General features: G+C 73.4%; 14 protein-coding genes. 11 read left to right on the top strand and 3 right to left on the bottom strand.

What is annotated here, in order from left to right; translation table 11 throughout:
• Window positions 1-263 precede the first annotated feature (263 nt).
• The 3 genes from ACFTXQ_RS32205 to ACFTXQ_RS32195 all read left to right on the top strand — a co-directional run bounded on the left by ACFTXQ_RS32205 (window position 264) and on the right by ACFTXQ_RS32195 (window position 2,788).
• Window positions 264-563: a SpoIIE family protein phosphatase gene (locus ACFTXQ_RS32205; protein WP_382647807.1), complete on the top strand. Its 300-nt coding sequence runs from the start codon at window positions 264-266 to the stop codon at window positions 561-563.
• Window positions 564-863: 300 nt separating this feature from the next.
• Entirely contained in the window at window positions 864-2,204 is a 1,341-nt protein-coding gene (locus tag ACFTXQ_RS32200; protein ID WP_382647805.1) for a transcriptional regulator, read from the top strand.
• Between the two features lie 62 nt (window positions 2,205-2,266).
• Window positions 2,267-2,788, top strand: coding sequence for an NUDIX hydrolase (locus tag ACFTXQ_RS32195; RefSeq protein ID WP_382647813.1), 522 nt, complete (start codon window positions 2,267-2,269; stop codon window positions 2,786-2,788).
• A gap of 23 nt (window positions 2,789-2,811) precedes the next feature.
• Here ACFTXQ_RS32195 and ACFTXQ_RS32190 read toward each other — a convergent pair whose 3' ends face one another.
• Window positions 2,812-3,705, bottom strand: a complete 894-nt coding sequence (locus ACFTXQ_RS32190; protein ID WP_382647803.1) for a 3-hydroxybutyryl-CoA dehydrogenase — start codon at window positions 3,703-3,705, stop codon at window positions 2,812-2,814.
• 139 nt (window positions 3,706-3,844) lie between these two features.
• Between ACFTXQ_RS32190 and ACFTXQ_RS32185 the strand changes: the two genes are divergently transcribed.
• Window positions 3,845-5,119: a glycoside hydrolase family 10 protein gene (locus tag ACFTXQ_RS32185; RefSeq protein ID WP_382647800.1), complete on the top strand. Its 1,275-nt coding sequence runs from the start codon at window positions 3,845-3,847 to the stop codon at window positions 5,117-5,119.
• On the opposite strand, the gene ACFTXQ_RS32180 is transcribed toward ACFTXQ_RS32185, so the two are convergent.
• The gene (locus ACFTXQ_RS32180; RefSeq protein WP_382647797.1) at window positions 5,120-5,335 is read right to left on the bottom strand and encodes a DUF1918 domain-containing protein; all 216 of its coding nucleotides are present in this window, start codon (window positions 5,333-5,335) and stop codon (window positions 5,120-5,122) included.
• A gap of 57 nt (window positions 5,336-5,392) precedes the next feature.
• On the bottom strand, window positions 5,393-6,331 hold the full coding sequence (locus ACFTXQ_RS32175; protein WP_382647795.1) for a DMT family transporter: 939 nt from the start codon (window positions 6,329-6,331) through the stop codon (window positions 5,393-5,395).
• On the opposite strand from ACFTXQ_RS32175, the gene ACFTXQ_RS32170 reads away from it, so the two are divergent.
• The 7 genes from ACFTXQ_RS32170 to ACFTXQ_RS32140 all read left to right on the top strand — a co-directional run bounded on the left by ACFTXQ_RS32170 (window position 6,330) and on the right by ACFTXQ_RS32140 (window position 13,590).
• Window positions 6,330-7,775, top strand: a complete 1,446-nt coding sequence (locus ACFTXQ_RS32170) for a PLP-dependent aminotransferase family protein (protein WP_382647792.1) — start codon at window positions 6,330-6,332, stop codon at window positions 7,773-7,775. The two genes, ACFTXQ_RS32175 and ACFTXQ_RS32170, sit on opposite strands and share 2 nt — an antisense overlap.
• Before the next feature lie 31 nt (window positions 7,776-7,806).
• Window positions 7,807-8,382: a histidine phosphatase family protein gene (locus ACFTXQ_RS32165; protein ID WP_382647789.1), complete on the top strand. Its 576-nt coding sequence runs from the start codon at window positions 7,807-7,809 to the stop codon at window positions 8,380-8,382.
• 40 nt (window positions 8,383-8,422) lie between these two features.
• Window positions 8,423-9,172, top strand: coding sequence for an N-acetyltransferase (locus ACFTXQ_RS32160; protein ID WP_382647786.1), 750 nt, complete (start codon window positions 8,423-8,425; stop codon window positions 9,170-9,172).
• 128 nt (window positions 9,173-9,300) lie between these two features.
• Complete coding sequence (gene argC, locus ACFTXQ_RS32155; RefSeq protein ID WP_382647783.1) at window positions 9,301-10,329, top strand: N-acetyl-gamma-glutamyl-phosphate reductase; 1,029 nt, start codon at window positions 9,301-9,303, stop codon at window positions 10,327-10,329.
• The gene (gene argJ, locus ACFTXQ_RS32150) at window positions 10,326-11,483 is read left to right on the top strand and encodes a bifunctional glutamate N-acetyltransferase/amino-acid acetyltransferase ArgJ (protein WP_382647780.1); all 1,158 of its coding nucleotides are present in this window, start codon (window positions 10,326-10,328) and stop codon (window positions 11,481-11,483) included. Before argC ends, argJ begins: the two co-directional genes overlap by 4 nt.
• Complete coding sequence (gene argB / locus ACFTXQ_RS32145; protein ID WP_382647777.1) at window positions 11,480-12,388, top strand: acetylglutamate kinase; 909 nt, start codon at window positions 11,480-11,482, stop codon at window positions 12,386-12,388. Before argJ ends, argB begins: the two co-directional genes overlap by 4 nt.
• Entirely contained in the window at window positions 12,385-13,590 is a 1,206-nt protein-coding gene (locus tag ACFTXQ_RS32140; protein WP_382647775.1) for an acetylornithine transaminase, read from the top strand. Before argB ends, ACFTXQ_RS32140 begins: the two co-directional genes overlap by 4 nt.
• Window positions 13,591-13,592 lie beyond the last annotated feature (2 nt).

The following is a 13,592-nucleotide window of genomic DNA, read 5'->3' as shown; positions in this document are numbered from 1 at the left end:
CGCCGGCGAGGCTGGATGTGGCCGAGCTGCGCTCAACAGTGCCGCCCAGCGGGCACGATTGCCGCGCAGCGGCAATGTCAGCTCCGCCGGAGGCAAAAAATCCAGCCCCGCCGGCGTTTGAGGCGCCGCCGGAGGCAAATTCAGCCCTGCCGGCGTTTGAGGCGCGGGGGTCCGGGGGCGGAGCCCACCCCGCGGCGGAGCCGCATATTCGGCACGCCGGGAAGGGGCGGGGTGGGGGAGGCCCCGCGCAGCGGACCGCGCACGTGCAGGCGCTGGAGGGCGAGACGATGCCGCCGCTCGGGGTGCTGCCCGCTCCGGCGGACGCCGAGCCCGACCGCGTCGGGGAACTGCGGCCCGGGGACATCCTGTTCCTGTACACCGACGGCGCCGAGGAGGCCCGCGACGCCGTGGGCGCGTTCTTCCCCCTGCGGAGCGTCCTCGCAGAGGCCCCGCGAACGCCCGCGCGGCTGGTCGCGGGCGTGCACGCGGCCCTGCTCCGGCACACCGGCGGGCGGCTCGCCGACGATGTCGCCCTGCTGGTGCTCCGCGACGACCGTTCCTGACCGCCAGGCCGGCCCCGCCGGGCCCGGCGACCAACCGGGGGCCCCGGCGGAGCCGGAACACGCCGCCCGCCTGCCGTGGAGTGTCGGGCAGACAGCAGAACGGGCGGCGCGGTGACGGGTCGTCGCACTGTACGAGGGGGAGCCGACGACCCGAGCTGCCTCTTGGCGAGGCCCTTAAGTGAAGCGCCCCCGGCACCCCCGGCGGCAGAGTGCGTATCGCATTTATGCGCGTACACGGTTCACACCCCGTGTGAAGCGCGCACCCATTAGCCTGAGACCGACGAGCCCTTGGAGCGGCCCATGCAGCCCAATGTCCTGCTCGACGCCCTCCTCGCCGAGGCGGGCATGTCACACGCCGGACTCGCCGCGTACGTGAACCAGGCGGGCCGCACCCGCGGACTCGCCCTGCGCTACGAACGCACCGCCGTCGCCCGGTGGTTGAAGGGCCAGCGCCCCCGCGGCCAGGTCCCCGACCTGATCTGCGAGGTGCTCGGCGGCCGGCTGCGGCGGCCCCTCGGGCTGGACGACATCGGGCTCGGCGTGCCCGGCCTGCCGGTGTCCCCGCAGGCCTCGCCGCTCAGCGGCTTCGTGGACCGGGCCGCCGCCCTGTGGCGTTCCGACGGGCAGGCCAGGCCCCAACTGCTCACCGCGCAGGCGGTCACCGGCACGCCCGCCGTCATCCCGGTCTGGGAGTGGGAGAACCCGCCCGAGGACGCCGACGTCTCCCGGGACGGCCCGGACCGGATCGGGCCCGAGCACATCGAGATCCTGCGGGCCGCCCGCGCCCACTACGAGCTGATGTACCGGCGGGCCGGCGGGGTCGCCACCCGGGACCGGATCGTGCGCTTCCTCGGCAGCGAGACGGCCCCCATGCTGCGCGGCAGCTACCCCGACGCACTCGGCCGCCGGCTGCACCGGGCCACCGGGTCCCTCGTGGCGGTGGCGGGGATCTGCGCGTACGACTCGGACGCCCACGGCCTCGCGCAGCGCTACTTCCACCAGGCCCTGCGGCTGGCCAAGGCGAGCGGCGACCGCGGGCTCGGGGCGTACGTCATCGCGCTGATCGTCAACCAGTCCCTGCACCTGCGCGAGTACCGCCAGGCCGTCGCCTTCGCCGAGGCCGCGCTGCGCGCCGCCGGCCGGCACACCACCCCGGCCCTGGCCGCCGACCTCTACGCGATGCAGGCCAAGGCGTACGCCCAACTCGGCGACACCCGCGCCGCGTTGACCTGCATCCGGCACGCCGAGGAGGCCGCCGAGCGGATCCACCCGGGCACCGAACCGGACGAGACCGGCTACGTACAGCCCGGGCTGGTCAACGTCCAGGTCGCGGAGGCCCTGCTCAGCCTCGGGGACCTCGCGGCGGCCCACGAGCAGGCGACCGCCGCCGTCGGCACCCCCGCGCACGACCGGGGCCGGGTGCACCGCCTCGCGATGCTGTGCGAGATCCAGTTGCGTCAGGGCGAGGCGGACCGGGCGGTGGCGGCCGCGGCCGAAATGGCCGAGCGGGCCAAGGGGATGGAGTCGCTGCGCCTGCGCGACCGCTTGAGGGCGGTCCGCGAACAGCTGCTGACCAGCGGTTGTTCGGGCGCGGAGGAGACCGCCCGGCTCATCGACGGGGCGCTGCGCGTTCCCCTGTGACGGTTCGAACTGCTGCCATGTTGCCACCAACCCGATCGGAAGGTGGCACAGCCGTGCAATGGATGAACCTGAGTGAGCAGACCGTGTACAAGAACCGCTGGTTCGACGTGAATCTCGCCGACGTGGAACTCCCCGACGGCCGGCACCTGGACCACTTCGTGATCCGGCTGCGCCCGGTCGCCGTCGCCACGGCCGTCAACGAGGCCAACGAGGTGCTGCTGCTGTGGCGCCACCGCTTCATCACCGGCAGCTGGGGCTGGGAACTGCCCGCCGGGGTCGTCGAGGACGGGGAGTCCGTCGAGACGGCCGCCGCGCGGGAGATGGAGGAGGAGTCGGGCTGGCGGCCCGGCCCGCTCCACCACCTGATGACCGTCGAGCCCTCCAACGGGCTGACCGACGCCCGCCACCACCTCTACTGGGCGGACGGGGCCACCTACGTCGGTCACCCCGAGGACGACTTCGAGTCCTCACGCCGCGAATGGGTCCCGCTCAAACTCGTACCGGACATGATCGCGCGCGGGGAGATCCCGGCCGCCAACATGGCGGCCGGGCTGCTCCTGCTGCACCACTTGCGGCTCGGCTAGCGGCTGCCCGTACGGGCCGACCGTCAGCCGTACGGGTAGAAGCCCGAGCCCGTCTTGCGGCCGAGGCGGCCCGCGTCGACCATCCGCTGGAGCAGCGGGGGAGCGGCGTACAGCGGCTCCTTGTACTCGGCGTACATCGAGTCGGCGATCGAGACGATGGTGTCCAGGCCGATCAGGTCGGACAGCTTCAGCGGGCCCATCGGGTGGGCGCAGCCCAGCTCCATGCCGTTGTCGATGTCCTCGCGGCTCGCGATGCCGGACTCGAACATCCGGATCGCCGAGAGCAGGTAGGGGACCAGGAGCGCGTTGACGACGAAGCCGGACCGGTCCTGGGCGCGGACCGCGTGCTTGCCCAGCACGTCCCGCACCAGGGCCTCGGCCCGCTTGACGGTCTCCTCGCCCGTGGTCAGCGCCGGGATCAGCTCGACGAGCTTCTGCACCGGGGCCGGGTTGAAGAAGTGGATGCCGATGACCTGGTCGGGCCGCGAGGTCGCGACGGCCAGCTTGACCAGCGGGATCGAGGAGGTGTTGGAGGCGAGGATCGCGTCCGGGCGGGTGATCACCTGGTCGAGGACCTGGAAGATCTCCGTCTTGACCTGCTCGTTCTCGACGACCGCCTCGATGACGAGGTCGCGGTCGGCGAATTCGCCGAGGTCGGTGGTGAAGCTGAGGCGGGCCAGGGTGGCGTCCCGCTCCTCCTCCGTGATCTTGCCGCGTTCGGCGGCCTTCGTCAGGGAGTTGTGCAGCCGGGTGCGCCCGATCTCCAGGGCCTCGCCGGTGGTCTCGGCGACCTTCACCTCAAGACCGCTGCGGGCGCACACCTCCGCGATGCCCGCGCCCATCTGGCCGCAGCCCACTACGCCGACTCGGGTGATGTCGGAAGGGAGGTCAGTCACTTCGTGCCTTTCGCTGCTCATCCGTAGGCGGGTCCCCCGTGCGATTCCGGCGCCCGCCACGCCCCCCGACGTTACCCCCGACCTTGACCTCCGTGGCCGGCCGGGGCGGGCATGCTGTCAACTCTCGGGGTCGTGTCACGCAGAGAGAGGGAGTGGTCACATGGCGCACATCGGACGGCGGGGGCTGCTGGCGGGTGCCGCGGGGGCGCTGACCGCGGTCACCGCGGGCGGGGCGGGTGCGGCGCGGGCGGCGCAGCGCTCCGGGCAGGCCCGGGAGCGGGAGGTGCCGGGACCCTCCCGGAAGGCGGCGGCCGCCGAGTTCCGGGGGATGTGGATCGCCTCCGTGTCGAACGTCGACTGGCCCTCCGAGAGCGGGCTGCCGGCCCGGGAGCAGCGCGCGGAGCTGCTCGCGCTCCTCGACAGCGCGGTGAAGCGCCGGCTCAACGCGGTGATCCTGCAGGTCCGGCCCGCGGCCGACGCGCTGTGGCCCTCGAAGCTGGAGCCCTGGTCGCAGTGGCTGACCGGGGAGCAGGGGGTGGATCCCGGCTGGGACCCGCTGGGCACGGCCGTCACCGAAGCGCACGCCCGCGGGCTGGAGCTGCACGCCTGGTTCAATCCGTACCGGGTGGCCAACCACACCGACCTCGACCTGCTGGCGTCCGAGCACCCGGCGCGGCTCAACCCCGGCTGGACCGTCGAGTACGGCGGGAAGCTGTTCTACAACCCCGGCCTGCCCGAGGTGCGGCGCTTCGTCCAGGACGCCATGTTCGACGCGGTGTCCCGCTACGCGCTGGACGGGGTGCACTGGGACGACTACTTCTACCCGTACCCGGTGGACGGCGAGGACTTCGACGACGACGAGGCCTACGAGGAGTACGGCGGCGACTTCGACAGCCGCGCCGACTGGCGCCGCGACAACACCGACACCCTCGTCCGCGAGATGTCGGAGCGGCTGCGCAAGGCCCGGCCCACGGCCCGCTTCGGGATCAGCCCGTTCGCGGTGTGGCGCAACTCCGACAAGGATCCGACCGGTTCACCCACGCGGGCCGGCCTGGGGACGTACGACGACCTGTACGCGGACACCCGCAAGTGGGTCAGGGAGGGCTGGATCGACTACGTCGTGCCGCAGGCCTACTGGCAGATCGGACACCCGACCGCCGACTACGCCGACATCGTCCCGTGGTGGGCGCGGACGGTCGCGGGCACGGGCGTGCAGCTGTACGTGGGGGAGGCGCTGTACCGCTGCGACGCGAACAGCCCGACCGCCGCGTGGCGCGATCCCGCCGAGCTGTCCCGGCACGTGCGGCTGGCCCGCCAGTACCCGGAGGTCCGCGGCCATTCCTACTTCTCCGCGAAGCAGGTGGCCGCGGATCCCAACGGGGCGATGTCCAGGGTCGTCGCCGACCACTATCCGACGGCGGTGCCCCCGCGTTGATCAGCGCCAGGTCTGGGGCTTGGCTTCGGGCTCGGCCGGGTGGCGTACCACGCAGTCGGGGCCGGGCGACATCACGGCATCGTGCCCGTCCGGGAAGTGCACCCGGTACGGGGGCGCGCCGTTCTCGCCCAGCACCTCGACGATCTCGCCCACCCTGTCGTGCTGGCCCACGATCCTGCCGTGCTGCACCAGCTGGTCGCCCTCGGTCGCGCGCATAACTGACCTCCTCGGTGGCGGTCCGATCCGGTGATTGCAGTTTAGGTCGTTCTACCGCTATTTGACCCGTTGGGTCACTGCGATGCAGACCAGGACGGCGCAGGCGGCCGCCGGTGCGGCGGGGGACAGGTGCTCCCCGAGCAGGGCCACCGACCACACCAGGGTCAGCAGCGGCTGGGCGAGCTGGAGCTGGCTGGCGCGCGGGGCGCCGATCTCGGCCATGCCGCGGTACCAGACGTACAGGCCGAGGAAGGTGGACCCGGCGGCCGCCCACACCAGGCCCGCCAGCCCGTGGCCGGTCAGGTGGACCGGCTCGTACGTGAGCCCGAGCGCGGAGCCCGCGAGGCTGATCGGCAGGCACAGCACCAGCGCCCAGCCGACCACCTGCCAGCCGGGCAGGATCCGGGCCAGGCGCCCGCCCTCGGTGTATCCGGCGGCGCACACCAGCAGGGCGGCGAAGAGGTAGGCGTCGCCGGCCGAGAGGGAGCCGCCGCTCTGCGCGACGGTGAAGCCGAGGACCACGGCGGCCCCGGCGAGCGCTGCGGCCCAGAAGCGGCGCGAGGGGCGGGCTCCGGTGCGCAGCGCGGAGAGCGCGGCCGTGGTCAGCGGGAGCAGGCCGACCACGACGGCGGCGTGGGAGGTGGTGGAGGTGGTCAGCGCGAGGGTGGTGAGCAGCGGGAACCCGACGACCACACCGGCCGCGACGACAGCCAGGCCCGCCCAGTGCTCACGGCCGGGCAGCGGGACCCGCAGGGCCAGCAGGAAGCCGCCGGCGATGAGGGCGGCGAGGACGCTGCGCAGGGCGACGAGCGACCAGGGGCCGAAGCTCTCCAGGCCCCAGGCGGTGGAGGGGAAGGTCAGGGAGAAGGCGACGACGCCGAGCGCGGCGAGCAGGGTGCCCCGGGTGCGGGTCGCAGCGGCAGGAGCGCCCGAGGGGCTCGAAGAGCCGTCAACCGCTATCGTGGTCCGGAGAGTAGCGCTATTCTGTGCTGTCATGTACGAGCGTAGCAGCGTGGCCGAACTGGCGGAATCCCTGAGGTCCGAACTCAACCGCTACTCGGTGGGTGGAAAGCTCCCGTCGAGCCGGGCCCTCGTCGAGCACTACCGCGTCAGCCCGGTCACCGTCTCCCGGGCCCTCGCGCAGCTCGCCGCCGAAGGCCTCGTCGTGACCCGGCCCGGCGCCGGGGTCTTCCGCGCCCGCCCGCGTGCGTCGGCGCCCGCCTCCGGGGACACCTCCTGGCAGGAGGTCGCCCTCAGCGCCGAGGCCGTCGGGGAGGTGGTCCCGCGCTCGGTGGACGCCACCGGGGTGATGGGCTCGCTGACGCTGCCGCCCTCCGGGGTGATCGAGCTCAACGGCGGTTACCTGCACCCCTCCCTCCAGCCCGAGCGGGCCATGGCGGCCGCGCTGGCCCGGGCCGGGCGGCGGCCCGGGGCCTGGGGGCGGCCGCCCGTCGAGGGGCTGCCGGAGCTGCGCGACTGGTTCGCCCGGGAGATCGGCGGGGCCGTGGTCGCCGCCGACGTCCTGGTCACCGCGGGCGGACAGAGCGCGCTGGCCACCGCCCTGCGGGCGCTCGCGCCGCCGGGGGCGCCGATCCTGGTGGAGTCGCCGACCTACCCGGGGCTCCTCGCCATCGCCCGCGCCTCCGGATGCCGGCCCGTGCCGGTGCCGGTGGACGCCGAAGGGGTCCGGCCGGAGCTGCTCGCCGCCGCCTTCGAAGCCACCGGGGCACGGGTCTTCGTATGCCAGCCGCTGTTCCAGAACCCGACCGGTGCGGTACTGGCTCCCGAGCGGCGGGCCGAGGTGCTGCGGATCGCGCGGGCCGCCGGGGCCTTCGTCGTCGAGGACGACTACGCCCGGGCCCTGGCCCACGAGGACGCCGGGCCGCTGCCGGCGACGCTGGCCGCCGAGGACCCCGACGGAGTGGTCGTGCACCTGCGCTCGCTGACCAAGGCCACCTCGGCCAGCCTGCGGGTGGGTGCCCTGGCCGCCCGGGGCCCGGTCGTGGACCGGCTGCGCGCCATCCAGGTCGTGGACAGCTTCTTCGTGCCCCGGCCGCTCCAGGAAGCCGCCCTGGAACTGGTCGGCGCGCCGGCCTGGCCGCGCCACCTGCGGACCGTGGCCGCCGAGCTGCGGCACCGGCGGGACGTGCTCGCGGGAGCCCTGAGGCGGGAGCTGCCCGCCCTGGAACTGCCCCATCTGCCCTCCGGCGGCTACCAGTTGTGGGTGCGGCCGGAGGGTCCGGGGGACGACGCGGCCTTCGCGGCCACGGCCCTGCGCGCCGGGGTCGCGGTCGCGCCCGGCCGCCCGTACTTCTGCGCGGAACCGCCGGGGCCGTACGTCCGGATGAGCTTCGCCGGGGTGTCGGGCCCCGGTGAGCTGGTCGAGGCCGTCCAGCGGATGCGGGGAGCCCTCGCGGGCGGGGTCGGTCCAGACGCTTGACCCCGTGCTGCGCGCGGCCCACCATCGCCGCATGCATGTTCGGGTTTCGCTCGTCGCCGCAGCCCGTGGTTCCTCGCTGCTCGCCGAGCGCTTCGACGACGACCGGCCGCTGGACGGGGCGGGCCGGCGGGCGGTGGAGTCCGCCGCGCGCGCACTGGTCGAGCTCGGCGCGGCCGAGCTGCGCTACTGCTCGCCCACCCCGCGCAGCCGGGCCACCGGCGAGGCCCTCGGGTACGCGCCCCTCGCCCAGCCCGCGCTGCGCGACTGCGACATGGGCCGCTGGCGGGGGCTGACCCTGGCCGAGGTGACCGCGTACGAGCCGGGGGCGGTGGACCTGTGGCTCAGGGACCCGTGCGCGGCCCCGCACGGTGGCGAGTCCCTGCTCGCCTTCATCTCCCGGATCGGCGGCTGGCTCGACACCAGGCCGGCGGACGACGGGGGCGCCATCGTCGCCGTGGCCGAGCCCTCGGTGGTCCGGGCGGCCCTCGTCTACGCGCTGAAGGCGCCGCCGCTGACCTACTGGAACGTGGAGGTCCGGCCGCTGTCGACGATGACCCTGACGGGCTGGTCCGGGCGCTGGCACCTCTCCCTGCAGGCCCCGGTGTAAAGCGGTTGAGGCCCCCCGGCACCCCGCCTAGCCTGCGGCCATGACCGGGATCCTGATCACCACGCTCGCACAGCGGCCCGAACTGGCCGACCGCCTCTGGGACATGAAGGACTCCTGGCCCGCCTTCGCCGCGCACGACGCGCTGGGCTGGCTGCTGTACCCGCGGATGGTGGCCGAGCTGCCGGAGTACGTCCTCATCGCCACGGACGGGGACGCGGTGGTCGCCCGGGGCTTCAGCGTGCCCTTCGCGCAGCACGCGCCCGGCCGCGACGGGGTGCTGCCCGCACAGGGCTGGGACCGGGTCCTGATGTGGGCCTTCTCCGACCTGCGGCGCGGGGTGCGGCCCGACACGGTGAGCGCGATCGAGATCAGCGTCGCCACCGGCCGGCAGGGCGAGGGCCTCTCGGGGCGGATGCTCGCCGCGATGCGGGACAACGCCCGGGCCCGCGGGTTCACCGAGGTCGTGGCCCCGGTCCGCCCCAGCGGGAAACCGGCCGAACCGGACACCTCCATCCACGAGTACGCGTACCGCACCCGCGAGGACGGCCTCCCGTACGACCCGTGGCTGCGCGTCCACGTCCGCGCGGGCGGCGCGATCGACTCGGTGGCCCCGCTCTCGATGACGATCACCGCCACGCTCGCCGAATGGCGCGGGTGGACCGGCCTCCCCTTCACCACCCCGGGCCCGGTCCACGTCCCGGGCGCCCTGACCCCCGTCCACTGCGACCCGGACCAGGGCTACGCGGTCTACGTGGAGCCGAACGTCTGGGTACGGCATCCGCTGACGTGACATCCCTCCGTCCCGAGCGGGGAGAGGGAGGATGGGAACAGTCGGGTTCGGGGGCCGCGCAGCCGCGGAAGAGCTTTGCATAAAACTGCGGCGATACGTATAGTCATGCCATCGAGGAGGAGGGTCCGATGGTGGTACGTGTAGCGGTGGCCGGAGCGAGTGGATACGCGGGCGGTGAAGTCCTGCGCCTGCTGCTCGCCCACCCCGAGGTGGAGATCGGCGCGCTGACCGGCCACTCCAACGCCGGAGAGCTCTTCGGCAACCTGCAGCCGCACCTCGGGCCGCTCGCGGGGCGGACCCTGGAGGCGACCACGCCCGAGGTCCTCGCCGGCCACGACGTCGTTTTCCTCGCGCTCCCGCACGGCCAGTCCGCCGCCGTCGCCGCCCAGCTCGGCGAGGACGTCCTCGTCATCGACATGGGCGCCGACCACCGGCTCAAGGACCCGTCCGACTGGGACGCCTTCTACGGCGGCACCCACGCCGGGACCTGGCCCTACGGCCTGCCCGAGCTCCCCGGCGCCCGCGCCGCCCTCGCCGGCTCCAGGCGCGTCGCCGTGCCCGGCTGCTTCCCCACCGCCGTCTCGCTCGCGCTGTTCCCCGCCTACCAGGCGCGGCTCGCCGAGCCCGAGGCCGTGATCGTCGCCGCCACCGGCACCTCCGGCGCGGGCAAGGCGCTCAAGACGAACCTGCTCGGCTCCGAGGTGATGGGCACGGTCACCCCCTACGGGGTGGGCGGCGCGCACCGGCACACCCCCGAGATGGTGCAGAACCTGACCCCGCTGGCCGGGGAGCGGGTCTCCGTCTCCTTCACCCCCACCCTCGTGCCCATGGCGCGCGGCATCCTCGCCACCTGCTCCGCCAAGGCCCTCCCCGGCACCACCGCGGAATCGCTCCGCGCCGCCTACGAGAAGGCCTACGCGGAGGAGCCCTTCGTGCAGCTCCTGCCCGAGGGGCGGTGGCCCACCACCAAGTCCGTCCAGGGTTCCAACGTCGTCCAGGTCCAGGTCGCCTACGACGAGTCCGCCCGGCGGATCATCGCCATCAGCGCCATCGACAACCTGACCAAGGGCACCGCCGGCGGCGCGGTGCAGAGCATGAACATCGCCCTCGGGCTCCCCGAGCAGCTCGGGCTTTCCACGATCGGAGTGGCACCGTGAGCGTCACGGCAGCACAGGGATTCACGGCGGCGGGCATCGCCGCCGGAATCAAGGCAAACGGCAACCCCGACCTGGCCCTCGTGGTCAACAACGGGCCGCGTCTGGCCGCCGCGGGCGTTTTCACCTCCAACCGCGTCAAGGCCGCGCCCGTGCACTGGTCCGAGCAGGTCCTGCGCGGCGGCTCCGTCAGCGCGGTGGTCCTGAACTCCGGCGGCGCCAACGCCTGCACCGGCCCCAAGGGCTTCCAGGACACCCACGCCACCGCCGAGAAGGTCGCGGCCACCCTCGGCGGCGAGTTCAACGCCGGCGAGATCGCGGTCGCCTCCACCGGCCTGATCGGCGTCCTGCTCCCGATGGACAAGCTGCTGCCCGGCATCGAGACCGCGGCCGCCGCCCTCTCCGCGGACGGCGGCGAGGCCGCCGCCATCGCCATCAAGACCACCGACACCGTGCACAAGACGGCCACCGTCTCCCAGGGCGGCTGGACCGTCGGCGGCATGGCCAAGGGCGCGGGCATGCTCGCCCCCGGCCTGGCCACCATGCTCGTCGTCCTCACCACCGACGCCGACCTGGACGGCTCCACCCTCGACAAGGCGCTGCGCGCGGCCACCCGCACCACCTTCGACCGGGTCGACTCCGACGGCTGCATGTCCACCAACGACACCGTGCTGCTGCTCGCCTCCGGGGCCTCCGGCCAGGTCCCGGCCTACGAGGAGTTCGCCGAGGCCGTACGGACCGTCTGCGACGACCTGGCCCGCCAGCTGATCGGCGACGCCGAGGGCGCCGGCAAGGACATCCGCATCGAGGTCATCGGCGCGGCGAGCGAGGACGACGCGGTCGAGGTCGGCCGGTCCATCGCCCGCAACAACCTGCTCAAGTGCGCCATCCACGGCGAGGACCCCAACTGGGGCCGGGTGCTGTCCGCGATCGGCACCACCAAGGCCGCCTTCGACCCGGACCGGCTCAACGTCGCCATCAACGGCGTCTGGGTCTGCAAGAACGGCTCGGTCGGCGAGGACCGCGACCTGGTCACCATGAAGGACCGCGAGGTCCGCATCACCGCGGACCTGTCCACCGGCGCGGAGTCGGCCGTGATCTGGACCAACGACCTCACCGCCGAGTACGTCCACGAGAACAGCGCGTACAGCTCATGAGTACGGCGAGGAAGCACACCGCGCTGCCCAAGGCCGAGATCCTCATCGAGGCGCTGCCCTGGCTCACCCGCCACAACGGCAAGATCATCGTCATCAAGTTCGGCGGCAACGCCATGATCGACGAGGACCTCAAGGCCGCCTTCGCCCAGGACGTGGCCTTCCTGCGCCAGGCCGGCCTCAAGCCCGTCGTCGTGCACGGCGGCGGCCCCCAGATCAACGCCCAGCTCGACAAAGAGGGCCTGGTCAGCGAGTTCAAGGCGGGCCTGCGCGTCACGACCCCCGAGGCCATGGACGTCGTACGGATGGTCCTGGCGGGCCAGGTCCAGCGCGAGCTGGTCGGGCTGCTGAACCAGCACGGACCGCTCGCCGTCGGCATGACCGGCGAGGACGCGCACACCATCACCGCCACCCGGCACACCCCCGAGATCGAGGGCGAGCTGGTCGACATCGGGCGGGTCGGCGAGATCACCGCCATCGACACCGGCGCGATCGAGGCGCTGCTGGCGGACGGCCGGATCCCGGTCATCTCCTCCATCGCGCGCAGCGCCGACGACCACCACGTGTACAACGTCAACGCCGACACAGCGGCCGCGGCCCTCGCCGCCGCCCTCGGCGCCGAGACGCTGATGGTCCTCACCGACGTCGAGGGCCTCTACGCGGACTGGCCCAACAGCGACGAGGTCATCAGCCGGCTCACCGTCAGCGAGCTGGAGAAGCTGCTGCCGGAGCTGTCCAGCGGCATGGTGCCCAAGATGCAGGGCTGCCTGCACGCCGTGCGCGGCGGCGTCAGCACCGCCCGCGTGATCGACGGGCGGGTCCAGCACTCGATCCTGCTGGAGATCTTCACGGACGAGGGAATCGGCACGATGGTCGTGCCCGACGCACAGGGAGGGGAGCCCCGGTGACCACCGGCCACGGCAACGAGGAGTACCGCACCCGCTGGCAGGGTGCGCTGACCAACAACTACGGCACCCCGGCGCTGGCGCTCGTACGCGGCGCGGGCGCCCAGGTCTGGGACGCGGACGGCAGGCAGTACACCGACTTCGTCGGCGGCATCGCGGTCAACGCCCTCGGCCACGCCCACCCGGCGATCGTCGAGGCCGTCACCGGCCAGATCTCCCGGCTCGGCCACGTCTCCAACCTCTTCGCCTCCGAGCCGGTCATCGCGCTCGGCGAGCGGCTGCTCCAGCTCTTCGGCCGCCCCGGCAAGGTCTTCTTCTGCAACTCCGGCGCCGAGGCCGTCGAAGCCGCCTTCAAGATCGGCCGGCTGACCGGGCGGAGCCACATGGTGTCCACCGGCGGCGGTTTCCACGGCCGGACCATGGGCGCCCTCGCGCTCACCGGCCAGCCGAAGAAGCAGGACCCCTTCCTGCCCCTGCCCGGCGACGTCACGCACGTCCCCTACGGCGACGTGGAGGCCCTGCGGGCCGCCGTCACCGAGGAGACGGCCTTTGTGATCATCGAGCCGATCCAGGGCGAGAACGGTGTCGTCGTCCCGCCCGCCGGATACCTGACGGCCGCCCGCGAGATCACCCGGGCCAAGGGCGCGCTGCTCGTCCTCGACGAGGTGCAGACCGGCATCGGCCGCTGCGGCCAGTGGTTCGAGCACCAGGCCCACGAGGGCGTGGAGCCCGACCTGGTCACCCTCGCCAAGGGGCTCGGCGGCGGTCTGCCGATCGGCGCCGTGGCCGCCTTCGGCCCGGCCGCCGACCTGCTCCAGCCGGGCCAGCACGGCACCACCTTCGGCGGGAACCCGGTCGCCTGCGCCGCCGGCCTCGCCGTGATCGACACGATCGCCGCCGACGGCCTGCTCGACCGGGTCAAGGCACGCGGCGAGCGGCTGCGCGCCGGAATCGAAGGTTCCGGCCATGGGCTGGTATCCCACGTCCGCGGGGCCGGTCTGCTGCTGGGTATCGTGCTGACCGAGCCCCTCGCACCCCAGGTGCAGCAGGCGGCTCAGGACGCCGGCTTCCTGGTCAACGCGCCCGCCCCCGACGTCGTACGGCTCATGCCCCCCTACGTACTGTCCGAGGCCGAGGTGGACGCGTTCCTCCAGGCGCTGCCCGGCATCCTCGACGCAGCCAACGGGGACCGATCCGGAGAATGAGA

Source organism: Streptomyces sp. NPDC057010, from assembly GCF_042673805.1.
Classification (GTDB): domain Bacteria; phylum Actinomycetota; class Actinomycetes; order Streptomycetales; family Streptomycetaceae; genus Streptomyces.
The sequence above is the reverse complement of the archived record's forward strand: the minus strand, read 5'-3'. Positions and strand labels throughout refer to the sequence as shown.